Origin of the sequence: Micromonospora sp. A3M-1-15 (genome assembly GCF_024213425.1) — a bacterium.
Classification (GTDB): domain Bacteria; phylum Actinomycetota; class Actinomycetes; order Mycobacteriales; family Micromonosporaceae; genus Micromonospora; species Micromonospora chersina.
In genome coordinates this window covers 385659-406429 of record NZ_JANAVK010000005.1, presented here as the reverse complement: position 1 = coordinate 406429, position 20771 = coordinate 385659, and the positions used below count along the sequence as shown (strand labels likewise).

General features: G+C 72.2%; 21 protein-coding genes. 12 read left to right on the top strand and 9 right to left on the bottom strand.

What is annotated here, in order from left to right; translation table 11 throughout:
* Positions 1–146 precede the first annotated feature (146 nt).
* Positions 147–1208 (bottom strand): hypothetical protein, encoded by a 1062-nt coding sequence (locus NLX85_RS25780; protein WP_254339290.1) that lies wholly within the window; start codon positions 1206–1208, stop codon positions 147–149.
* 233 nt (positions 1209–1441) lie between these two features.
* Complete coding sequence (locus NLX85_RS25775) at positions 1442–3058, bottom strand: hypothetical protein (protein WP_254339289.1); 1617 nt, start codon at positions 3056–3058, stop codon at positions 1442–1444.
* Between the two features lie 331 nt (positions 3059–3389).
* On the opposite strand from NLX85_RS25775, the gene NLX85_RS25770 reads away from it, so the two are divergent.
* Together NLX85_RS25770 and NLX85_RS25765 are read left to right on the top strand one after the other, a co-directional pair.
* On the top strand, positions 3390–3821 hold the full coding sequence (locus NLX85_RS25770; protein ID WP_254339288.1) for a hypothetical protein: 432 nt from the start codon (positions 3390–3392) through the stop codon (positions 3819–3821).
* Positions 3818–4036, top strand: a complete 219-nt coding sequence (locus NLX85_RS25765; protein ID WP_254339287.1) for an SUKH-4 family immunity protein — start codon at positions 3818–3820, stop codon at positions 4034–4036. The genes NLX85_RS25770 and NLX85_RS25765 overlap by 4 nt, the downstream gene beginning before the upstream one ends.
* A gap of 19 nt (positions 4037–4055) precedes the next feature.
* On the opposite strand, the gene NLX85_RS25760 is transcribed toward NLX85_RS25765, so the two are convergent.
* A complete protein-coding gene (locus NLX85_RS25760; protein ID WP_254339286.1) occupies positions 4056–4574 on the bottom strand; it encodes a hypothetical protein in 519 nt (172 codons plus the stop codon).
* 126 nt (positions 4575–4700) lie between these two features.
* On the opposite strand from NLX85_RS25760, the gene NLX85_RS25755 reads away from it, so the two are divergent.
* A complete protein-coding gene (locus tag NLX85_RS25755) occupies positions 4701–5555 on the top strand; it encodes a hypothetical protein (protein WP_254339285.1) in 855 nt (284 codons plus the stop codon).
* A 28-nt stretch (positions 5556–5583) separates the two neighbouring features.
* Here NLX85_RS25755 and NLX85_RS25750 read toward each other — a convergent pair whose 3' ends face one another.
* Complete coding sequence (locus NLX85_RS25750; RefSeq protein WP_254339284.1) at positions 5584–6699, bottom strand: MerR family transcriptional regulator; 1116 nt, start codon at positions 6697–6699, stop codon at positions 5584–5586.
* 686 nt (positions 6700–7385) lie between these two features.
* Here NLX85_RS25750 and NLX85_RS25745 point away from each other — a divergent pair.
* The 4 genes from NLX85_RS25745 to NLX85_RS25730 all read left to right on the top strand — a co-directional run bounded on the left by NLX85_RS25745 (position 7386) and on the right by NLX85_RS25730 (position 11169).
* The gene (locus tag NLX85_RS25745) at positions 7386–8621 is read left to right on the top strand and encodes a hypothetical protein (RefSeq protein WP_254339283.1); all 1236 of its coding nucleotides are present in this window, start codon (positions 7386–7388) and stop codon (positions 8619–8621) included.
* 160 nt (positions 8622–8781) lie between these two features.
* On the top strand, positions 8782–9396 hold the full coding sequence (locus tag NLX85_RS25740; protein WP_254339281.1) for a hypothetical protein: 615 nt from the start codon (positions 8782–8784) through the stop codon (positions 9394–9396).
* Between the two features lie 203 nt (positions 9397–9599).
* Entirely contained in the window at positions 9600–10577 is a 978-nt protein-coding gene (locus NLX85_RS25735) for a phosphotransferase (protein WP_254339279.1), read from the top strand.
* Positions 10578–10749: 172 nt separating this feature from the next.
* Entirely contained in the window at positions 10750–11169 is a 420-nt protein-coding gene (locus NLX85_RS25730; RefSeq protein WP_254339277.1) for an MmcQ/YjbR family DNA-binding protein, read from the top strand.
* A 21-nt stretch (positions 11170–11190) separates the two neighbouring features.
* Here the strand turns inward: NLX85_RS25730 and NLX85_RS25725 are convergent, their stop codons facing one another.
* On the bottom strand, positions 11191–11961 hold the full coding sequence (locus tag NLX85_RS25725) for a TetR/AcrR family transcriptional regulator (protein WP_254339275.1): 771 nt from the start codon (positions 11959–11961) through the stop codon (positions 11191–11193).
* On the opposite strand from NLX85_RS25725, the gene NLX85_RS25720 reads away from it, so the two are divergent.
* Positions 11948–13072 carry an NAD(P)/FAD-dependent oxidoreductase gene (locus tag NLX85_RS25720; RefSeq protein WP_254339274.1) on the top strand — a complete coding sequence of 375 codons (1125 nt, stop codon included), beginning with the start codon at positions 11948–11950 and terminating at the stop codon, positions 13070–13072. The two genes, NLX85_RS25725 and NLX85_RS25720, sit on opposite strands and share 14 nt — an antisense overlap.
* Before the next feature lie 334 nt (positions 13073–13406).
* Complete coding sequence (locus NLX85_RS25715; RefSeq protein WP_254339273.1) at positions 13407–14828, top strand: MFS transporter; 1422 nt, start codon at positions 13407–13409, stop codon at positions 14826–14828.
* A 127-nt stretch (positions 14829–14955) separates the two neighbouring features.
* Here the strand turns inward: NLX85_RS25715 and NLX85_RS25710 are convergent, their stop codons facing one another.
* Entirely contained in the window at positions 14956–15597 is a 642-nt protein-coding gene (locus tag NLX85_RS25710) for a TetR/AcrR family transcriptional regulator (RefSeq protein ID WP_254339272.1), read from the bottom strand.
* Between the two features lie 34 nt (positions 15598–15631).
* Between NLX85_RS25710 and NLX85_RS25705 the strand changes: the two genes are divergently transcribed.
* Positions 15632–15970 (top strand): rhodanese-like domain-containing protein, encoded by a 339-nt coding sequence (locus NLX85_RS25705; protein ID WP_254339271.1) that lies wholly within the window; start codon positions 15632–15634, stop codon positions 15968–15970.
* Between the two features lie 64 nt (positions 15971–16034).
* Here the strand turns inward: NLX85_RS25705 and NLX85_RS25700 are convergent, their stop codons facing one another.
* From NLX85_RS25700 to NLX85_RS25690, 3 genes are all read right to left on the bottom strand, one after another.
* Entirely contained in the window at positions 16035–17099 is a 1065-nt protein-coding gene (locus NLX85_RS25700; protein WP_254339270.1) for a glycosyltransferase family 2 protein, read from the bottom strand.
* Between the two features lie 35 nt (positions 17100–17134).
* Entirely contained in the window at positions 17135–18919 is a 1785-nt protein-coding gene (locus NLX85_RS25695) for a hypothetical protein (RefSeq protein WP_308210819.1), read from the bottom strand.
* 69 nt (positions 18920–18988) lie between these two features.
* Positions 18989–19258 carry a hypothetical protein gene (locus NLX85_RS25690; RefSeq protein WP_254339478.1) on the bottom strand — a complete coding sequence of 90 codons (270 nt, stop codon included), beginning with the start codon at positions 19256–19258 and terminating at the stop codon, positions 18989–18991.
* Here NLX85_RS25690 and NLX85_RS25685 point away from each other — a divergent pair.
* Together NLX85_RS25685 and NLX85_RS25680 are read left to right on the top strand one after the other, a co-directional pair.
* Complete coding sequence (locus NLX85_RS25685) at positions 19160–19618, top strand: TetR/AcrR family transcriptional regulator (protein ID WP_254339269.1); 459 nt, start codon at positions 19160–19162, stop codon at positions 19616–19618. The genes NLX85_RS25690 and NLX85_RS25685 overlap by 99 nt on opposite strands.
* 81 nt (positions 19619–19699) lie before the next feature.
* Positions 19700–20767: an FAD-dependent oxidoreductase gene (locus NLX85_RS25680; RefSeq protein WP_254339268.1), complete on the top strand. Its 1068-nt coding sequence runs from the start codon at positions 19700–19702 to the stop codon at positions 20765–20767.
* The last annotated feature ends 4 nt before the right edge of the window (positions 20768–20771 follow it).

The following is a 20771-nucleotide window of genomic DNA, read 5'->3' as shown; positions in this document are numbered from 1 at the left end:
GGCACCGGCGCAAGGCGGTTCTCCACCTGCCGGCTGCCTCCCCGGATGTTGTCGATGATCGTGCAGGTCGATGCCGGCGCGGAAGCCGGTGGGTGGTGCACCGGAACCGCGCGATCGAGGGAGCCGTGCCGGGGCAGGCCGGCTGCTCAGAGCGAAAGGCCGGTGTTCGTGGCCCGCTCCCGGCGGGGCCGGGTAGCGATCGCGTAGCCGGTGGTGGTGACGCCCAGTGCCACTCCCCAGCAGAGGAACACCAGCAGGGTGGCGGTCACCGCCCACCCCTCACGCACGTCCGACCAGTGCATGTCGCCGGTGAGAACCTGCCGCACGAGCACGGCGATGCTCAAGACGCCGTAGGTGACCAGCGTGAGCGCCACCACCCCGGCGGGGACCACCGCCAGGAGCCGGGGAACCGGTCGCCCCCGCAGTCCCGGCACCCAGCGTGGGAAGTGCTGCCCCCAGCGCTGTGTCAACCCGAGAACGAGCAGGCCGGCGAGTGGCGGGACGAGGGTGATCGCCACGCCGGTCCAGGTCGAGAGGTTCCGGTGGATGTCATCCAGGTGCCGCTGCGGAATTCCGAACGGAACGCCGAGCACCCACAGCCCGTGCGGCACGGCCCAACCGACCACCGGCAGAGCGACCGCCACGTACGCCCAGCGGCGGGTCCATCGCGGCACCGGCTGGTACCCGGCCTCCCGTGTTCCGCGCCGGGGTGCGCAGGCGTTGGCGAGCCCGGTGAACAGGAGACCGCCGGTCGCCAGCGCGACGCGTGCGCCGAGATCGCGCCAGTCCGAGGGGCGTCCCGCCAACGCCGCGGGGATCTCGAAGAGCAGATGCAGCGGGAACGCGAGCACCAGGAGCGGCACCGCTGCCGCCCAACTGCCGGCGACCGAACAGCGGCCGGGGAACCGGACCGCGCACACGACAAGCACCGCGAGGACAGCGCCCACCCCCACCGCTCCCCATCCCGTCCAGAACGGCAGTGTCTCCACCCGGTCCGCGCCGCATCCGCCCGTCGGGTCGACCAGACTGGTGCGGTCGCAGGCGGTGTAACCCCACCGGCCACCCGCGATCCAGTACGCGCGCAGAGTCACTTCGGCGGCGACGAACACGCCGCAGGCCATCGCCCACGAGGTCTTCCGCTCCCCGTGGCATCGGTCGACAACTCGACCAGCCACCCCGGGACTGACAGAACAAGGCCTGATGGTCATGGGGCAATGCTCTGTGGCGACCGGCGGGCTGTCCTCCCGGCAGAGGGGGACGCGCTCCCTCCACCGGGGGAGTGCAGCCCTCGAATGGCCGGGTTGCATGGGGTTGGGGGCAGTCCGACCGGGCTACGGCGACCCCTACCGGCCAGCTGGTGCCTGCTTCGTGGTGCCGTCGCCGTTGCGGCGGTGCCCGGGCGGTTCGTGACCGCGCCGGGCACCGTCGCGCTGGAGGCCGGTCAGGCGCCGGCGCCGCGGACCGAGACCGCGTGACTGGCGTACGCGGCCTGGAACACCGGGGTGTACCAGTAGACGGAGTACGTGTACTGGCCGCCGGTCGGGGGTGCGTCGACGAAGCTGAACGAGCCGTCGCCGGCCGGGCGCACCTCCGGCAGGTAGGTGGTGGAGGTCCCGGTGCGGTTCGTGACGTCACGCCAGACGCCGATGGTGGCGCCGGCCGGGGGAGTCAGGCCGCCGAGGTCCAGCACCCCGGTGAACGTGAGCGGCCGGCCGGCCGTCCCGCTCGTCGGCCCGGCAAGCGTCAGGGACGACGGGTGCGGGGCCACCGTGACGGTCAGCGAGGCGCTGCTCCAGCGGAAGGCCGCGCTGCCGTCCCAGTAGACGTCGTACCGGACGTCCCCGACGACCGGCACCGTGTCGGTGACGGTGAACCTGCCGTCCGCGGCCGTGGTCACTCCGTCGAGCGTCGAGCGGGTGCCGTCGGGCAGCTGGCGGGTCACCACCAGCGGCTGCTCGCCCGGGGCCGACCCGTCGGAGAGCGTCAGCCGGCCGGTCAGGGCCAGCGGCGCGAGCGCGGTCGCCTCGGCCGGTGGGGTCAGGGCCAGCGTCGAGGGCGGAAGCAGGGCGCCCTTCAGGCGCCAGAGGTAGAACTGCCCGTTCGACCAGCCCCGCAGGACGGAGAAGACGTCGGTACCGGAGAAGGCGAGGCTCCTCGGGACCGTCTCGCCGGTCGGGTTGGTGTCCGCGTACGTCGGGGTCGTGCCCGTGTCGAAGACGGAGACGAACGGGCCGGAGATCCGGGCACCGGCGAGGTGCGTGCCGTCCGGGCTGAGGGCGACGGACTTCGGGATCCCGCTGCCGGCCTCGTCCGCGCCGTAGCTGCGTAGCCGGGCGAGGGTCGTGGTGTCCCAGGCGTCGAACTGGTCGGGGCTGTTGAACGCGGAGTACACCGTCGAGCCGTCCGCCGAGATGGCGATGTCGTTCAGGTCGCCCAGGCCGTAGGTGTGGCCGCTGATCTCGCCGCGCTTGGTCGCGGGGGTGGTGCTGACGTCGTACACCTCCAGGCTGCCCGGGCCGAGCCCCAGCTCGCCGGTCACCACGGTGCGACCGGCGGCGGCGACCACCGGAGCCCCGTACTTGTTGAACGTGAGCCCGTACGGCTGCGGGTCGGCCGCGCTCACGTCGAGCCCCACCACGCCGCCGTACGCCTGCCCGCAGCCGTAGCCGACCCAGAGACGGGTGCCGGCCAGCGCGAGGTGCGACGGGCACGGATTGTCGGCCAGTGCGATGCGCCGCACGACCGTGAGGGTGTCGGTGGCGACCTCGGCCACCTCGTTGGAGTTGCGGAGCGCCGCGTAGAGGCGGGTGCCGTCCGGCGTGAGGGCCAGACCGGCGGCGCCGGGAAGGTTGATCGTGCTGGTGGGCGTGCCCTGGGGGTCGGCGACGACGACGCCTTGCTCGGTGGCCACGAAGACATGGCCCCCGCCGGCGGCCACGTCGCCGACGCCCGTGACGCCCTCCAGAAGCGCGGTGGTGCCCGCGGCTGAGGCGGGTGCGACGGCGGCGACGAGGCCGGCCGCCACGGTCAGCGTCGACGCCAGGATTGAACCGGTCACTGCGCGAAACCGCACGTGCGGTCTCCCTTCGGTGGTTACCCCGTGGTGCCACAGCGAGCCGGCGGACCCTGGTGGGGATGCCGGCGCCGGGCGAGCGACAAGATCGCCGCTCCACCGGTTCAGGCGACCGCCCGCCCGGGGCCGTTACACAGTGGACGGCCGGCGGCACGGTCTCGGCGACCTTCCCAGCGCCGTTTGGCTGTCGGACCGGCCGGGCAGAACGATTGGCGTGGCCGCCATCGATGAGCCTTCCACCATCGAGTTCAGACGCTCGGGGGGCCGTGCGATCGCCCAGCTGGCGATAGCGCTCCCCGCCCTGACAGTGGCAGGTGTGACCATCAACCTGGCCGCCGGCGACACGTGGTGGGACGGGCTGTGGATGCCTTTCCTGTGGTTCTTGATTTTCCGGCTCGCCGCGCGGCCGGCCCACCCATGGGCCTCCGGCCACCAGGCACGGCTGCCCTTGCGGCTCACCGGAGACCACCTCGAAGTGGCCGGTCCGGGCGAGCGCACCCTGGCCATCGAGTGGTCGAACATCTCTCGCGCCGGGATCAGGGGTCGGTGGAAGCCATTCCTGGTGATCGAGCCGGCCGACCCGGACCGGACCCGCCCGCCGCTCAAGCGGTGGGAATGGGCAGGGCATGGCCAGAGCCGGCCGTACGAGATCGTCGTCCCACTCACCTACATGAGCCCCGGGCGCGACCAGCTCCGCCGCGAACTGGCCCAGCGCCTGCCCGCCGCCGAACCCGAGCACGCGCCATGAAGCCCGTCGCGGCGGCAGACCTGGTGAGCGGCGACGAGGAAGCTGACTTCGCGCGCCTGGAGCGCGAGGTCGAGCGGATCCGTCAGGAGACGAACCGCATTGACCCGCTTCCCTTCCAGGACGACGAGACCGTCTGGTCGGTGGTCGCCGAGGAGATCGCCATGGGTCAACGCTTCAAGGGCAACAGCCCGGGAGCCCGCTCGCTCTACGGGTGATCGTGCCCCGGCCGGGAGGTCAGGACGAGTAGCGGTCGGCGACGTGGTGTCGGTTGGTCGCGGCGAACCAGCCGCGGACCTGGCGGCGGCTGGCCAGGAAGAGCAGCGCGACCGCCACGAGCGCCTTGGCGACGTTGATCGCCCGCAGCCACCAGGGGAACGGTTGGAACAGGGTCAGGCCGGAGCCGAGCAGCACGATCACCGAGATGAAGACGACCTGCCGGTACGCCTTGCGCTCGCCCAGCCGCAACCCGTGGATCACCCACAGGTAGGCGAGCGCGACCAGCGCCACGGGCAGCACGCGGGACCACGCCGAGGAGCGCATCGTCTCTCGGGCGGCGGTCAGGTCGGTGCCAGCGGGGAGGTCGAGGTGGGCGAGCTGGTAGTCCAGCAGATGCTCCTGGAAGACCAGCACCAAGCCGGCGAGCAGGGTGCTCAGGGCCAGGTTGGCGAGCATCAGCACGATCATGCGGCGCACGTGCGGCGGCGTGGCCGCGTCGGCGTCGAGATCGGTGGCGGGAGCGTCCGGTGTCGTCATCGGCAGGGATCAGATCACACGCCGCCGTCCCGCGCCGTCCCGGTCTCCCGCCCGCCCGCTCAGCCACCGACCTCCCCGGCGAGGACCCACCCCCACGCCGCGTCGATGATCGGCGACACTCCTACCGTGCGAAACGACCTCGACCAGATCGAAGCAGCGTTCGTCGGCACGTCACTGGCCGGCCTGCCGATCGGGCACGGCCCGGCGGGCACCGTCCTCGTCGCCGACGTCGACCCCGCTCGCCTGCACGAGGCCTGGCAGGCTGCCGACGCGCTGGTGCCGGTCCTCGGTCGCCGGCCCGTCCTGGTCACCGACGACTTCGACCACACGCTGAGGTTCCGGCCCGACCCCGAGCCGGGCCCGTCGGAGGCGGAGCTGCGCGCGTTCGTCGAGGCGGCCGAGGCTTCCGATCCCTGGTTGATCTACCGCCACCACAGCGAGGACGACGAGGTCGACGAGGGCGAGGTCGAGTACTACGCGCGTGGCGTGGCCGGCGTCGACCTGACGGCCCTGGTGTCGGATGTGGCGCTGCCGATTGAGCGTCAGGCGCTGGAGAGGGCACTGTACGACCGGCTGCTCGCCGACGCCGACCTTTACGCCCGGGTGTCTGCCAGCGTGCGGTTCGTGACGCAGACCGACTACTGGTACACGCCGAACAGCGTCCTGCTCATGCTGCTGCCCACCAGCGACGTCCGCAGCTCGGGCTACTGGGTGGACTTCTACGGTGCGCTCACCCGGGAGTACCAGCAGAGGCTCGCCGAGGTGTTGGCGCAGTGGCGTCACCGGTGGGACGCCCGCCTGGTCGCGTCATGGGGCACCATGCTGCAGTTCCAGGTGGGTCGTCGTGCGGCACCGGGTGACGAGGCGTGGACCGCGGCCGGCCAGCTCAAGGCGCTCGCCGCGAACCTCGACCTGAACCGGTGGGAGGTGGCCGTGGCCCTGTCCGCCGGTGACGCGTGGTTCGTGCACAACCGGCCCTGACGAACTCGACCAGCTCGCGCACGGCGGTTCAGGCGACGAGCAGGCGGAGACCGAGCTCTGCCGTGTCGAGGGCGACGATGTCGCGGTTGCGCTCGGCCCAGCGGCCGGAGGAAAGATCTTCGCGCAGTGTGCTGACTGCCCGTTGCTCCGCCTGCGGCCCGACTCTGGTCCATACCGAAACCGCGCGGCGTACGCGCTCGTCGAGGTACGCCTCGGGCCGGCGCCAGTGCGCTTCGAAGAAGCCGTCGGTGCAGTCCCACGGGACCAGCACCGGCTCCGCCCGTCCTCCGATCGCCCGGGTCAGGTCGGCCAGGGACGGCCAGCCGACGAGGAGGTCCGCGAACTCCGGCAGGTAGTCGCGGGTGAGCCAGAACCGCTGACGCCAACCGGTGTCGTCGGCGTCGTACGTGAACACCACCACGCGGCGGGCCACCCGCCGCATCTCACGCAGCCCGGCGACAGGGTCCGGCCAGTGATGGACGGTGCTGACCGCCATGGCGGCGTCGAAGGACTGGTCCTCGAACGGCAGGCTCTCCGCGGCGGCGGCCACGCACGGCGCCGCGCCCGCGGGACGCAGCGCCCGCATGACCGCCGACGGCTCCACCGCCGTGACGTCCCGGTCCGGTGGTTCGTAGGAGCCGGTGCCAGCCCCGACGTTCAACACCGTCCGTGCGTCCCCCAACGCATCCCAGATGCGCGCGGCGATCCGTGGCTCGGTGCGCCGCGTCGCCGGGTACGCGGATCCGATGGCGTCGTACAACTGCGCGCCGAACACCCTCAGCTGCTCCTCCGGTGTCGTCCTGATTCCCATTGCTCGTGCCTCCAGTTCCCTGTCGATGGCCGTCACCATGGCGGCAGCGCGGTCGCGCTGGTCCATCAGCAGCCCGCGCAGTCGGCACAGGTGCGCGACCGCGTCGGTGGCCGGATCGTCAACCAGATCCGCGATCTCCCGCAGCCCGAAGCCGAGCCGCCGGTAGGCGAGCACCTCCCGGAGCCGCTCCACATCGCTCGCGGAGTAGGCCCGGTGCCCAGCCGCGGTCCGGGTGGACGGCTCCAGGAGGCCGATCTCGTCATAGTGGTGCAGTGTGCGGACGCTGACGCCGGCCAACTCCGCCACACGTCCCACGGTCAGGTGCTCCTCCACGCCACCGATCATGTGCCCTGACGCCGCGTGAGGAGCAAGTGCTTCGCTGCTGGCACGAACGAGTTTCCGGCCGTCGGCACCGTGGTGTGTACCCGGGCGTTCACCTTCCTCGCCGGTATCGGGCCCCTCGTTCGGGCCCGGTCATGAGCGACCGCGCGCGGACCGCCGCGTGATGCAGCCCGGCGCGCGGCCACCTTGCCTGTCGCCGCGGCTCAGGCCCGCGGCGGCGGCCCATGGCACGACGCACGGGGCGACGGGGCACGGTGTCGTCGAGGACGGCCGAAAGCTGGACCGGCCAGGGGCTTTCGCGAGGGGACGGGTCGAGCAGTTGCCAGCATGAGTCCTGCTCCGGGCCGACGAGGCCGGAATGGCAGTGGACGCAGCGGCGCGGGAGCAGGGGAAGGCGCGTGCCGCGAAGGATCCAGGGCAGCACGACATGAGGACGCGTAGACATGATCTCTCCGAAGACCTGACGGAAGGCATGGGAAAAGAGCCGACGGCGACGTCGGCGACCGATGCGCGGGAAGGTGTCAGGTCTAGAGAGCAGGCGGCGTCACGCTGGGTGAAGTCCTCTGTGAGTGGGTCGGAGACGACGAACGAGTGACACGGTAGGGCGGGACGGACCGGCGAGGCCACCCACTTTTCCTGGTGCCGAGCACTGGCGCCGCCCTGCGATCATCGGCGTCATGCGCAAGATTGCCGTGACGGTGGCCGCTGTTCTGCTCGCGTCGGGCTGCACCGGCGAACGCGCCGGCACGAGCACCTCGGCAGCACCCTCGGGACCCGCCGCGACCGCCGCCAGCGGGTCGCCCGAGGCCGTCGTCACCGACGCGCCGGCACCGGCCTGGCGCCAGGCCACGCTGCCGGAACTCGCCGGGCCGACCAGCGTGCTGTGGGACGTCGCGACGGTGGACGCCACGCACGCGTGGGCCGTCGGGAGCGAGGCCTACTCGCCCGACCAGCCGAACGACACCGGCACCCCGTTGATCCTCCAGTGGGACGGGACGCGCTGGGCACGCGCGGCGCTGCCGGCGATCACGTGGCACGGTCGGTTCGACCTCGTCGCGGCCGACTCGCCCTCGAACGTCTGGGTGGTCGGCAGCGCGGCCGCCGCCGGCCCGGAGGCCCAGGTGACGCACGTCCTGCACTACGACGGAACCGCCTGGCGCGAGGTGCCCCTCCCGCAACGCGACAGCAGGAGCTACGCGCTGATCACCGGACTCACCGTCGCGGGCGGACACACCTGGATGGTGGGCAATCAGCTCAGCGAGGTGATCATCGAGGAGTGGGACGGCCGGTCCTGGCGGTCGCACCGGTCGCCCGCCGAGTGCCGCACCGGCGGCGCGTCCTTCGGTGGCATGCCGAACTTCTGCACCTTCACCGCGATCAAGGCCTTCCGCTCGGATGACGTCTGGGCCGCCGGCAACGGGGCCTGGAAGGGGTTCAAGGGCCCGCTGCTCTTCCACTGGAACGGCTCAGGCTGGCGTACGGTGCCGGTCGGCAGCACCGAACAGGAATCCTCGTTCAAGGCGCTCGCGGGTCGCTCGTCCGGCGAGCTGTGGGCGGTCGGGGACGGTGGGTTGGCCGTGCGCGGCGCTGGTGGATCCTTCGAGATCCTCCGGGACGCGCCGGCAGGCGCGCTGCCCGACGTGGCGACCGACCCGGCCGGGCTGCCGTGGCTCATCGAGAACTCCCCGGCGCCGAGCGCAGCGCTCGCCACGTTCGGCAGGGGCGCGTGGGTCGGCATGCCCGCGCCGCAGCCGGCGGGCGCGGTCGGCATGAGCCTGCACGGGATCACCGGGACCCCGGGCAGCCCGCTGATGTTCGCGGTGGGAGCGGCCGATCTCCCCACCAACCCGCGCTACCTGAGGGCGGTCGTGCTCGAGTACGTGCCGGGCCAGCCGACCGGACCGCGCGCCTGACCCCGGACGTGCCGGCCCGGAACACCACGGCCGAACGCGCATGATGGCAGCGTCGCCCTGGGTCGTCAGGCCGTGGCCGGGTCGTGGTGGATGCCGCTTGCGGTCTGGGTCCCCGAGCCGGGGGTACCCTTCGCTGATCAGCGGGTGAACGGGGACCGGGATGGGCACGAGTTACGAGACGATCCTGGTCGCGGCGGAGTTCGCCGCGGTCGTGGAGGCGGTGACCGAGACCGGACGAAGCGCCCTGGTCGTGCCGGTCGCCAAGGATCGCGTAGCGGTCATCCCCCGCGAGGATGCCTTCGGCGTCGCGGAGCTACCGCCGATCGCCGCGCTGGTCAGCAAGCGGCTGAGCGGCCCGGTGCTGACCTCGGTGGTCTTCGATTCGGACGTGGTGCAGTGCTGCGTCTTCCAGGACGGTGGCGAGGTACATCGTTACGTCTCCGATCTGGCGATGGTCGTGGAGTGGTTCGAGGACGACGACGGACAGTTCAAGCCACGGCTCGACGGCAAGGTTCTCGCGCCCGGACAACTCCCCGAAGGACCGCTCGGGGACGACGCCGCAGCGTTCGCGCCGTTCTCGGTCGGCGCCCCAGACCTCGACGGAATCGCCGCAGCGTTGCGAAACGCGGACGGCGACAGGTTCGCCGAGGAACAGCATGTAGCGATCATGACAAGCCTCGGGTTGCCGCCGGACGCGCTGACCGTCGGGTTCCGCCACGTCCGGCAAGGCCGGTTTCCGTCCGCCGTCCTCGTTCCGGATGCCACGCGCGGCTGAGATCCGATGCGGCCCGGCCTCGCGGCAGCTCACTCGAACGCGGTTCTCGGCGGATTCCGGCCGTCGGCGAGACCGCGCGACTCGCGGGAGGAGAGAACGCCGTATCCGCGTGCGGCGCAGGCCGTGGTGGCCGGCGCGGTAACTCGGTGGTGCGCCGCTACCTGGCCTGGCATCGTGGCCGGTCGACCTGACGAGAGGCAACAATGACGCGGGCGTTCCTGCAGCCGGATGATCTGCACGGCCTCGTGGCGGAACAGTTCGGCTCCGACCGGCGGCTTTCTGCCCTCGACCGACTCACCGGCGGCAGCAAGAAGGGCGTCTACCGGCTTCGGTTGAACGACCGGACCACCGTGGTGCTGTATGTGTGGGCTGCGGGCGAGAACTACTGGCCGCCGTCACCCACCGTCCCGGACGACCCGTTCACGGACGCGTCGGGCGCCTGCCTCTTCGCCGCCAACCACGCGGCGCTCACCGCAGCAGGAGTGCGTGTCCCGCACCTGATGATGCTCGACCTGGACGGCCGCTACCTCGACGCTGACATCGCGTTGGTCGAAGACGCCGGGGCGCTACGGCTGGAGGCGTTGCTGGAACGCGATCCCGCCATGGCCGCCGTGCCCCTGTCCGCGCTCGGTGACGCCTTGCGCCGCATGCACACCACCTTTGGCCCGCACTATGGCAAGCTCGCGGCCATCGCCCGGGGCGAGGCGTCCCAGACCCGACGCCCAGAGGACGTGATCGTCGACCGCGCGCTCGGCCACCTCGACGCTGCGGCCGCCCGCGACGCCCGACTGGCCGACGCGCATCACCGCATCGCCGCCCACGTACGCCACCTCAGGAGCGCGGTCGTCGCACGCGAGGAGTACGGGCTGGTGCACGGTGAACTCGGTCCGGATCATGTCCTCGCCACACCGGCCGGCGAGGCCGTCGTGATCGACTTTGAGGGCCTGACGTATTTCGATGTCGAATGGGACCACGCCTGGCTGCAGATGCGCTTCGGCGTCAATTACTCCGCGCTGCGCCCGGTCGATCTCGATCCCCACCGGCTGGAGCTCTACCGGTACGCGCAGACGCTGTCCCTGATCGAAGGGCCACTGCGGATCGCGGACACCGACTTCCCGGATCGGAAGTGGATGCTGGATCTGGCCGAGTGGAACATCACCAAGGCGCTCGCCGCAGCCTGACTCGTTCCGCTCCCGCGACCTGCACGGGGTCTTCTCGGACGGCAGGTCCCTCAGATGGGCGAGGGCTCGCTCCGACAAGGCCCGCACAGGTCGCCTCGCTGTCGAGTCGGCCGTCCGCAGCGCGGCGGTTAGGCTGTACGGATGCAGGAGGCGGTGTCCCGGAGTGACGTCGATGGCTGACGCGGACGACATCCGTCGCCTGGCGCTGGCGCTGCCCCACGTGGTCGAGATCGACAGTGACGGCTTCGACTTCCGGGTTGCCGACAAGGGCTTCGTCTGGTCCTACCCCGAGCGCAGACCCGGCACGTCGCGCCGCATCCGGACCGACATCGCGGTGCTGTACGTGGGCGACGAGGCGGAGAAGCAGGCACTGCTCCTCGGCGAGCCCGAGGTCTTCTTCACCACGCCGGCGTATGACGGTTTGCCCCTGGTCATGCTGCGGTTGGCGCAGGTGGGCGTCGATCGGCTGAAGGAGCTCGTGACCGACGCGTGGCGCATGCGTGCCCCGGACCCGCTCGTCGGTGACCTCGACGGCGCCATCGACTCGCCGGACCCGGACCCGGACCCGAGCAGGGCGCATCCCACCTGCTGACCGCCGGCCTGTGAGCGGTGGTCACGTGTGGGGATGGCCGGTGATGCCGTCCAGGATGGTGACCAGGTTGTGGTGGAAGGTCTCCTCGGCGTCGAGGTGGGCGCCGTCGACGACGAGCCGGGCGACGGTGGGGTAGCGGCCTGTTTCGAGCATGCGGGTCAGGTACGGTCCGAGGGCGGCCTGCCAGGCGGACACGTCGGTGCCGGTGGAACGGGCGGTGCGTCTCTCGGTGATCTCCCTGCGGAGCGCCCCGACGATGAACGCGTTGAGGGCTCCCAGGGCCCGCTGGAGGCCGTCGATACCGCGTACGCCGGGGGCCTGGCTGAGCGCCGCCGCGGTCGATTCGCCGACGGCGAGCGCGTGCGGTCCCAGGTGTGGCCTTGCGCCGAGCAGGTCGGCGAACCATTCGTGTTCGAGGGCGGCTTCGCGGGTCCGATGGACGATGGCAAGGACGGTGGCGCGCCACCCTGAGTGCTGGCCGGCCTCGGCGATCTGGGCGTACACGGCGTCGACCATCAGATCGAGCAGTTCGGATCTGTTGATCACGTAGTCGTAGAGCCGCATCGGACCCACGCCGAGTTCTTTGGCGATCTTGCGTACCGACAGCCCGTCGAGGCCGTGTGCGTCGGCGAGCCGGATCGCCGTGGCGGCGATCTTCGCGCGGCTCAGCGGCACCGGCGCCGCCCGCGGCTGAGGCTCGGGTCGTTCCCAGACGGGCAGCGGTGCGCTACCGTACGGCGTATCCACGGGATACAGCGTACGGCAAACGGAGGCTCTGATGCGAATTGCCATCGCCGGCGGTGGCCTCGGCGGCCTGACGCTGGCCCGCATCCTGCACCTGCACGGCATCGACGCGGTGGTCTACGAACGCGAGGCGAGCCGATCCGCGCGATCACAGGGCGGATCGCTCGACCTGCACCCGGAGTCCGGGCAACGGGCCCTGGCCGCGGCGGGCCTCGCCGGCCGGTTCCGGTCCGAGGCGCGGCCGGAGGGCGAGGAACATCGCATCCTCGACCCGGCCGGACGCACCCTCGTGCACCACAGGCCGCAACCCGGCTCGTTCTCCGGACGCCCCGAGATCGACCGCCGCGCACTGCGTGATCTCCTGCTCGATTCGCTCCCCGGCGACGCGGTGGCCTGGCGCCACCGGCTCGTCGCGGCGACGCCACGACCCGACGGAGGCTTCGGGCTGACGTTCGAGGGCGGCCACGGTGCCGACTGCGACGTCCTCGTCGGCGCGGACGGCGCGCGCTCGGTCGTCCGGCCGCTGCTGACCGACGCGACACTTTCCTCCGTGGCCACCTTGGTGGAGCTGGGCATCGGTGACGCCGACCGGCGCCACCCGGAACTCGCCGAGCTGGTCGGCCCCGGAAACCTCTGGTGCATCGGCGTGAGCCAGATCCTGGCGGCGCAACGGCTCGGCGACGGCAGCATCCGGGTCGGGATCTCGCTACCCGCGGACGACGGCCACCTGGACGCCTACCGCAGCAGGCGCGCTCTGCTGGACGTGTTCGACGGCTGGGACCCCAGCCTCACCGCGCTCATCGAAGCCGGTGACAGCCCGCCGATCCCCCGCAGGATCGAGGCGATGCCCACCGGTACGCGCTGGGCTCACCAGCCGGGCGTCACCCTCATCGGTGACGCCGCGCACCTCATGCCGCCGGTCGGCGAGGGCGCCAACCAGGCCATGCTCGACGCCGCCGAACTCGCCGCCGCACTGGCCGGCAGCCCCGCCGACCCGGACTCGGCGATCCAGGCGTACGAGGAGGCGATGTTCGCCAGGGTCCACCCGATCGCCGAGATGTCCGCACGAGTCCAGGCGATGATGCTGTCGCCCAGCGCAGCCGACGACATCGTCCGCTTCTTCACGCCACGGCCCACCGAGCCGACAACCGCGAACTGACGACGCGCGAGGCAGCCGGCCTCGCCCTTGTGGAGGCTCTGGCCGCCGACGCCGACTCCACGGTGATCCCGCACCCACCACTGTCACCGCGGCAGCCGCAGCTCCATCGACGCCGCGCATGTGCGTCTCCTCGTCATTGCCGTTCCCGCTGCCACGGCGCGTCACGAACGCAAGCGTCCTCAGCATACCCCTGCCCCGTATGAGGTCACGGGGGCGACCCGCCCTGTCGGGTCAGCGGCGCGTATGCGAGACGAGACTTGACAACGGATACGGGCGGGGGGTAAACCTTTGCATCTACCCATACCCCCTAGGGGTAACCGAAGGAGTGGTCGCAATGTCATCCGGCTCGAAGCGTTGGTGGGCCCTCGGACTCATCGCCCTGGCCCAGTTCATGGTCATCATGGACACCTCGATCATCGGCGTCGCGCTACCACGCATACAGGCTGATCTCGGCTTCTCACCGGAGGACCTGTCCTGGGTGTTCAACGCCTACGTGGTCGCGTTCGGCGGTCTGTTGCTGCTCGGCGGCCGGCTGTCCGACCTGCTCGGCGCCCGGCGCATGTTCGCCGCCGGCTGGCTCATCCTGCTCATCGGTTCGGCCGTCGCCGGCCTGGCCGACAGCGTCACCGCCGAACTGGCCGCCCGCGCCGTGCAGGGCGCCGGCGCGGCGCTGATCGCCCCGTCGGCCCTCACCCTGCTGATGATGCTCTTCGGCGCCGAACCCAGAGAACTCACCCGCGCGCTCGCGCTCTACGGCGCGGCGGCGCCCGCCGGTGGCACCGCCGGCGTCTTCCTCGGCGGCGTCATCACCGAGTACATCAGCTGGCCCTGGGTCTTCTACGTCAACATCCCCATCGCCGCGCTCGCGCTCCTGGCCACCCCGGCCCTGATGCCCGCCGGCGGCACCCGCCGCGGTTCGCTCGACGTTCTCGGCGCTCTGACCGTGACCGTCGGCCTCGGCGCCGCCGTCTACGGAATCGTCCGCGCCCCCGAGGTCGGCTGGGATTCCGGGCAGACCTGGCTGGTCCTCGCCGGAGCCGTCGTCGCCCTGGCCGCGTTCCTCGCCATCCAGGCGTCCCGCCGCGAGCCGCTGATGCGCCTGTCCATCTTCCGCGCCCCGAACCTCGCCGCCGCCAACATCGCCCAGCTGCTGCTCGGCGCGGCCTGGATCCCGATGTGGTTCTTCCTCAACCTCTACCTGCAGCAGGTCCTCGGCTACAGCGCCTTCCCGAGCGGCGCCGCGCTGCTGCCGATGACGATCCTCATCATGGTCGGCATGATCGCGCTCGCCCCGCGGGCCATCGCCCGGTTCGGCCCGAAGCCCATGGTGGTCACCGGCCTCGCGATCCTGGCGGTCGGGCTCGGCTGGCTCGCGCTGGTCCGGCCCGACGGCACCTTCGCCGTCGATGTCCTGCCCGCCTCCCTGGTCGCGGCGCTGGGCATGTCCCTGGCATTCATCCCGTCGCTCGGCACGGCCATCTCCAGCGCCCGGCCCGAGGAGGGTGGACTCGCCTCCGGCATCGTCAACACCAGCTACCAGGTCGGTTCGGCACTCGGTCTGGCCGCCATGACCGCGGTGGCCTCGTCCGCCGGCGCCGACCAGCTCGGCGACCTGCCTGCCCTGACCGACGGCTACTCCGCCGCCTTCGTCGGCGCCGGGATCATCGCCGCCGCGGGCGCGGTCGTCGCCGGGGTCACCCTGCGCGGCGCCAGGCGCCAGCCGGCCGAGGACGCCGAGGCGGTGAGCGTCGGCTGATCCGGGGACAACGGGCCAACCCGCCGGTGGATCAGTCCCAGCCTGGCTGATCCACCGGCGCCGGTCTGCGACAACAGCCCTCGGAGTGGGGTTCCCGCCCTGGTGCCGCGCCCAGCGGGCGCGACCGTCAGGTGGTCAGGGCGGCGGCCAGCCGAAGCGTCGCCGCTCGTAGCCGGTCCGCCCCGATGTCGTCGAGGGCCGCGCGCACGTGCTCGGCGGCGAGCGCGGCGAGCAGGGTGTGCGCCTCCGCGGCCGGATCCGGGCGGCCCGCGAGGAGCAGGGTCACGTGCCGGTGCCAGAACCGGTACGCCCCGATCCGGTACCGGGCGCCGGGCGCGGCGGTCTCCGAGATCCGGACGAGGTCGAGGTGGTCCAGCAGGTAGTCCAGGTACGCCTCGACGAAGGCGTGCAGCCGGTCCCGTGCCGGCGGCGACGCCTCGGCCGGGCCGGGCCCGAGGGGCGCGGGGCCGAACAGGATCGCCTCCTGGAGCGCGCGCTCGTGGGTGTCGAGCAGCGCGGTGGCCAGCCCCGCCTTGTCCCCGAAGCGCCGGAACAGGGTGCCCTTGCCCACTCCCGCGGCGGCGGCCACCGCCTCCATGGAGACCCCCTCGACGCCGTGCTCGCGGAAGAGGGCCGCGGCGGCGTCCAGCACGGCGGCCCGGTTGCGGGCGGCGTCCGCCCGCTCCCGCGGAGGTGTCGTACGCAACTCGACGAGTTCCGGCGGGGGAGTGGCATAAGCGGACCGCGGTCCGTTATCGTTCCCAGGCATAAACGGACTGTAGTCCACTTCTCTGGAGGTTGTCATGACTGCCCGGATCAGCCGCGAGGAACTGCGTACCGCCATCGACGCGGGGACCGTCACGGTCGTCGACGCGCTGGGCGGCGAGTACTACGCCCGGCAGCACCTGCCCGGCGCCGTCCCGCTGGTCGAGGCCGAGGTGGCCGACCGCGCCGGTGAGTTGCTGCCGGACCGGAACGCGCCCGTCGTCACCTACTGCTCGAACCCGGCCTGCCCGAACAGCGGCCGGGTGGCCGACCGCCTCACCGCGCTCGGCTACACGAACGTCCGCAAGTACGCCGAGGGCATCGAGGACTGGGTGGGCGCCGGACTGCCCACCGAGTCCGGGGCTCTCACCCGCTGAACCGGTGCGGGGAGGTCGTACCCGCGACCTCCCCGCGCGGTCGGCGTCCCGCCGCCGAAGGGAGCTACGGCCCGTCGCCTCGCACCGACCGGTCGGCGGCGCGGCGGAGGCGGTCGTGCCGGGAGGGTTCCTCGCGGGCCGGCATCCGCTGCCGCGCGGGGTCCACCGGCCGGGCCGGCACGCGCGGGGCCTGCCCGCTCTCCGTCAGCAGGTCCTCCGTCTCCTGGACCAGATAGTGCGGCCGGCGTTTGGGCTCGTAGTAGATCCGGCCGATGTACTCCCCGATGACGCCCAGGATCATCATCTGGATCCCGCCGAGACCGATCACGCTGACGATGATGGTGGTGTAGCCGGGGACGTCGATGCCCTTCTCGACGGCGTCGGCGACCACCCAGATCATGTATCCCAGCGCGATCAGGGTGAGGAACAGGCCGCCGTAGATGGCCAGGCGCAGCGGCCGGTTGTTGAACGACAGGAGACCGTCGAACGCGTAGTTGAAGAGCTTGCCGAACGTCCACCGGCTCCGGCCGGCCTGACGTGTCTCGTTGCGGTGCGCGACCACGACCGTCCGGAACCCGATCCAGGAGAACAGTCCCTTGGAGAACCGGTTGTACTCGGGCATGGCCAGCACGGCGTCCACCGCGAGCCGGGACAGCAGCCGGAAGTCGCCCGCGCCGTCGAGCAGCCGTACGTCGATCCACCAGTTGACCACCCGGTAGAAGGACCGCGAGGCGAGCATCCGCAGGAACCGGTCACCATGCCGGTCCCGGCGGGCGATCACCTGGTCGAACCCCTGGCGGTACAGCGCCACCATGTCGGGCAGCAGTCGCGGCGGGTGCTGCAGGTCGGCGTCCATGATGACCACGGCGTCGCCGGTGGCGCGCTCCAGGCCGGCCAGCATCGCCGCCTCCTTGCCGAAGTTCCGGCTCAGCGACGTGTACCGCACCGACGGGTCGCCGGCGGCCAGCCGGCGCAACGCCACGAGGGTGCCGTCCGCGCTCCCGTCGTCGACGTAGACCACCTCGACGTCGACGTCGGACAACTCGGCCAGCGCGGCGGTCACCGCCCGGTGCAGCCCCTCCACCGACGCTTCCTCGTTGAAGCAGGGCACCACCACCGACAGCCGCACGTCCTCACCCCGCCCGGCCGGTGCCCGAAGAGCCCTCACCCGAGGTGGTAGACCAGCACACCGTCGATCTCCTCCCGGGTGATGCCCAGACCGTCGACCGGCCGGGCCGCGATGCCCTCCCACGGCGTCCCGACGGCCCGGCCGGGCAGGGCCACCACCGACCGGACACCGATGCCGCGCAGGTAGGCCACGCTTGTGGAATCGGGGAAGGAGGCCGCCGCCGCCCGGGTCTGCGCCAGGGTGGCGGGCTCGAAGCCGGCCAGCCCGTTGGCCACCCGGGGGAACCCGTCGGTCGTCCACAGCATGTAGTGCAGGTCGTTCGTGCCGCCGATCGGCAGCAGCAGGACCGGCTCCTCCGCCGCCCGCATCGCGGCCGGTGGCCGCGGCACCACCGGGTGCGGCGTCCGGTTGACCCCCTCCAGCGTGACCAGGGCCAGCGGTACCAGGAGAACCGCCGGCGCCAGGAGCCGCGTCCACCTCGTGGTCGACGGCCGTTTCGACTCGGCGATCGCCGTCACCAGGCCGGCCGCCAGCACCGCCAGCAGCAGGCTGGTCCAGTGCATCATCCGGCCCGGCGTCCGCAGCGCGTCCCAGCCCGGCAGGTGCCGGGACAGCGTGAGGTAGCCGGGGTCGCCGTCGCCACCCAGCGTGGCGCCGAGACCCAGCAGCACCGTCCCCAGGACGCCCAGCCCCAACGCGATGCGGTGCCGGACCGGGTACACCGAGACGAACAGGCCCGCCATGGCCATCCCGATCAGGGCCATCCCGGGCAGCAACGCCATCTCGGGTGGCCAGGACAGCTGTTCCCGGGCGGCGGCGTGCGGCTCACCCCACAACCAGGAGTCCGCCGGCGCGGTGACGAAGCCGATCAGCGGCGGCGAGAACATCTCCGTCCAGTCCAGGGACCGCACGGCCTGCGGATTGAGGTCCACGACCCGCAGGTAGACCAGCCCCAGGAGCAGCGTCACCGCGCCGAAGACGAGCCCGCCGGCCAGATCGGCCAGCAGCAACCGGCGGCCGAACGGCACTCGCTCCCGCCGCCGCCACCACGACCAGCCGTAGCAGCCGGCGGCCACCAGCACGGCGGCGAGCAGGAAGTAGACCAGTGGCAGGCCGATGCCGAAGCCCAGGCTGACCTGCCAGGCGGCGACGATCCACCCGCCCAGCGCCCACCCCGGTCGGCGCCGCTCCGGCCGGTACCCGTGCCGCAGCGACCAGCCGTGCCCGCGTGCCAGCATCGCCAGGGACAACGCGATCCCACCGCTGGAGAGGATGTTCAGGTGACCCGCGTGCGCCAGCCGCCACGGCGCGTACGCCCACGCGACCCCGGCGACCGCGCCGCCCCACCGGCCCGCCCCGAGCTGGCGGACCAACGCGTACGCCCCGACGAACGCCAGTGCGTGCACCAGCACGTACATCAGGTTGTAGTGGATCAGGGCGGCCTCGAAGCCCGAGCCGAGCGCGCCCATCGGCGCGTATCCGAGGAGGGTGTCGCTGTAGGCGAACGTGTACCTCTCCGGGTAGAACGTGTTCGACTGCCACAGGTCGAAGGGCTGGCTCACCAGGGCGTGGCCCGACCAGGCCAGCTGCCACGCCTGCAACGTCGGGTCGCCGAGGTCACCGGGCACCGTGCTCGCGGGATGCCGCATCGTGGGCCAGGTCAGCGCCACCGCGAGCAGCAGACCGCCGACGATCGCGCCGGTCCATTCGTGGCGTAGCCAGCGCCACCGCGCCCAGCGGTCAGGGCTCGGGGCGGCGGGGGCCGGGCTGTGGCCGTCGCTCGCGGCGACCGGCGGGCCGTCGGCGGCTCGGGTGGACACGGATATGCATGATCCTCGATGCTAGCCGCGTTGTCGACGGTCGGTCCGAAGTGTGGACTCGCGGCGTGGTCAGTCGGAACTGGTGACCCGGGCGAGCACGATGCCGCCGGTGATCATCGCCAGTGCGGTCATGCGGCCGACGCTGACCGGGTCCTTGTGCACGACGATTCCGAGCGGCATCGCCCCGATCGCGCCGATGCCGGTGAACGCCTCTTCGCCGAGCGCGGACCGCAGATCTCGATGACCGAACTGGCCGGCGCCGCCGGGGCCGGTCGGGCGACGCTCTACCGCCGCTACCCGGACGTCCCGTCGGTCGCTGTCGCCCTCCTCGACGTGCACGAACAGGACCTGCAGCAGCGGATGATCTCCGGGCCGCCACCGCTCGGACCGGGCGCCTCGCCCCGCCGGCGCCTCCAGGCGTTCTACGACTCCATGGTCGATCTGCTCGAGCAGCACCTGCCGTTGGCGCTCGGGGCCGAACAGGGCGCCACCCGCTTCGCCACCGGGGCGTACGGGTTCTGGCGGACCTTCGTCGTCTCCCTGATCCGGGCCGCGGGCCGGGAGGACGACGCGCTCGCCGACGCGCTACTCGCGCCGCTCGCTCCGGAGCTCTACCGCTACCAGCGCCACGATCGGGGGCAGACGGTCGACCAGGTCAAGAGCGCGCTCGCCCACCTGGCACAGGCCCTGCCCGACTGAGTTCGGCCCGACCGGCCTCCGGGCGGTGTGAGATCCCTCGCCGGTGGGAAGGCCGGCCCACCCGGAGATGTTGTGCGGCACGTGCCGAAGACGGATGTGGTGGTGGTCGGGGCCGGGCAGGCGGGCCTGTCCAGCGCGTACCACCTGCGCTCCTCCGGCCTCGACTTCGCCGTCCTGGACGCCGACCGCGCGCCCGGCGGAGCCTGGCAGCACCGCTGGCCGACCCTGCGCATGGCCACCGTGCACGGGATCTTCGACCTGCCCGGGATGCACTTCACGCCACCACCGCCGGACGAGCCGGCGGCCGACGCGGTCCCCGCCTACTTCGCCGACTTCGAGCGGGAGTTCGGCATCGACGTGCGGCGGCCCGTCGCCGTCACGGCCGTCCGGGACGCCGGCGACGGACGACTCCTCGTCGAGACCGACAAGGGCACCTGGACGACCCGGGCCCTGATCAACGCCACGGGAACGTGGACCAGGCCGTTCGTGCCGTACTACCCCGGACAGGAGACGTTCCGCGGGCGGCAGCTGCACACCGCCCACTACCGGGGCCCGGCCGAATTCGCCGGGAAGCGGGTGATCGTCGTCGGGGGCGGAACGTCCGCCGTGCAGCTTCTGGTCGAGATCGCCGACGTCGCGGCGACGACCACCTGGGTCACCCGCCGCCCGCCGGTGTTCCGGGACGGGCCGTTCACGCCCGAGTACGGGCGCGAGGTGGTCGCCACGGTCGAGGCGCGCGTCCGCGCCGGCCTGCCGCCGGGAAGCATCGTCAGCGCGGGCGCGCTGGCGTGGACCCCCCAGCTGCGCGCGGCCCGGGAACGCGGTCTCCTCGTACGCCGGCCGATGTTCGACCGGATCGTGCCCGGCGGCGTCCGGTGGTCCGACGGCGCGGCACAGGACGCGGACGTCATCCTCTGGTGCACCGGCTTCCGGCCGGCGCTCGACCACCTGGCCCCGCTGCGGCTGCGCGGGCCCCGCGGCGGCATCGTCGTGGACGGCACCCGGGTGGTCGCCGATCCCCGCATCCACCTGGTCGGCTACGGGCCGTCCGCGAGCACGGTCGGCGCGAACCGCGCCGGGCGGGCAGCCGTCCGGGAGCTGCGGGCGCTCCTGACGGCGCCGGCGAACCCGCACGGCGTCGCCGCGTAGCTTT

What these genes read in the sequence shown, in the direction of transcription:
- NLX85_RS25705 (WP_254339271.1), top strand. Translation starts at nt 15,632, where the DNA reads ATGACTGCCCGGATCAGCCGCGAGGAACTGCGTACCGCCATCGACGCG.
- NLX85_RS25740 (WP_254339281.1), top strand. Translation starts at nt 8,782, where the DNA reads ATGGGCACGAGTTACGAGACGATCCTGGTCGCGGCGGAGTTCGCCGCG.
- NLX85_RS25765 (WP_254339287.1), top strand. Translation starts at nt 3,818, where the DNA reads ATGAAGCCCGTCGCGGCGGCAGACCTGGTGAGCGGCGACGAGGAAGCT.
- NLX85_RS25780 (WP_254339290.1), bottom strand. Translation starts at nt 1,208, where the DNA reads ATGACCATCAGGCCTTGTTCTGTCAGTCCCGGGGTGGCTGGTCGAGTT.
- NLX85_RS25685 (WP_254339269.1), top strand. Translation starts at nt 19,160, where the DNA reads ATGACCGAACTGGCCGGCGCCGCCGGGGCCGGTCGGGCGACGCTCTAC.
- NLX85_RS25735 (WP_254339279.1), top strand. Translation starts at nt 9,600, where the DNA reads ATGACGCGGGCGTTCCTGCAGCCGGATGATCTGCACGGCCTCGTGGCG.
- NLX85_RS25745 (WP_254339283.1), top strand. Translation starts at nt 7,386, where the DNA reads ATGCGCAAGATTGCCGTGACGGTGGCCGCTGTTCTGCTCGCGTCGGGC.
- NLX85_RS25730 (WP_254339277.1), top strand. Translation starts at nt 10,750, where the DNA reads ATGGCTGACGCGGACGACATCCGTCGCCTGGCGCTGGCGCTGCCCCAC.
- NLX85_RS25725 (WP_254339275.1), bottom strand. Translation starts at nt 11,961, where the DNA reads ATGGCAATTCGCATCAGAGCCTCCGTTTGCCGTACGCTGTATCCCGTG.
- NLX85_RS25710 (WP_254339272.1), bottom strand. Translation starts at nt 15,597, where the DNA reads ATGCCTGGGAACGATAACGGACCGCGGTCCGCTTATGCCACTCCCCCG.
- NLX85_RS25760 (WP_254339286.1), bottom strand. Translation starts at nt 4,574, where the DNA reads ATGACGACACCGGACGCTCCCGCCACCGATCTCGACGCCGACGCGGCC.
- NLX85_RS25715 (WP_254339273.1), top strand. Translation starts at nt 13,407, where the DNA reads ATGTCATCCGGCTCGAAGCGTTGGTGGGCCCTCGGACTCATCGCCCTG.
- NLX85_RS25720 (WP_254339274.1), top strand. Translation starts at nt 11,948, where the DNA reads ATGCGAATTGCCATCGCCGGCGGTGGCCTCGGCGGCCTGACGCTGGCC.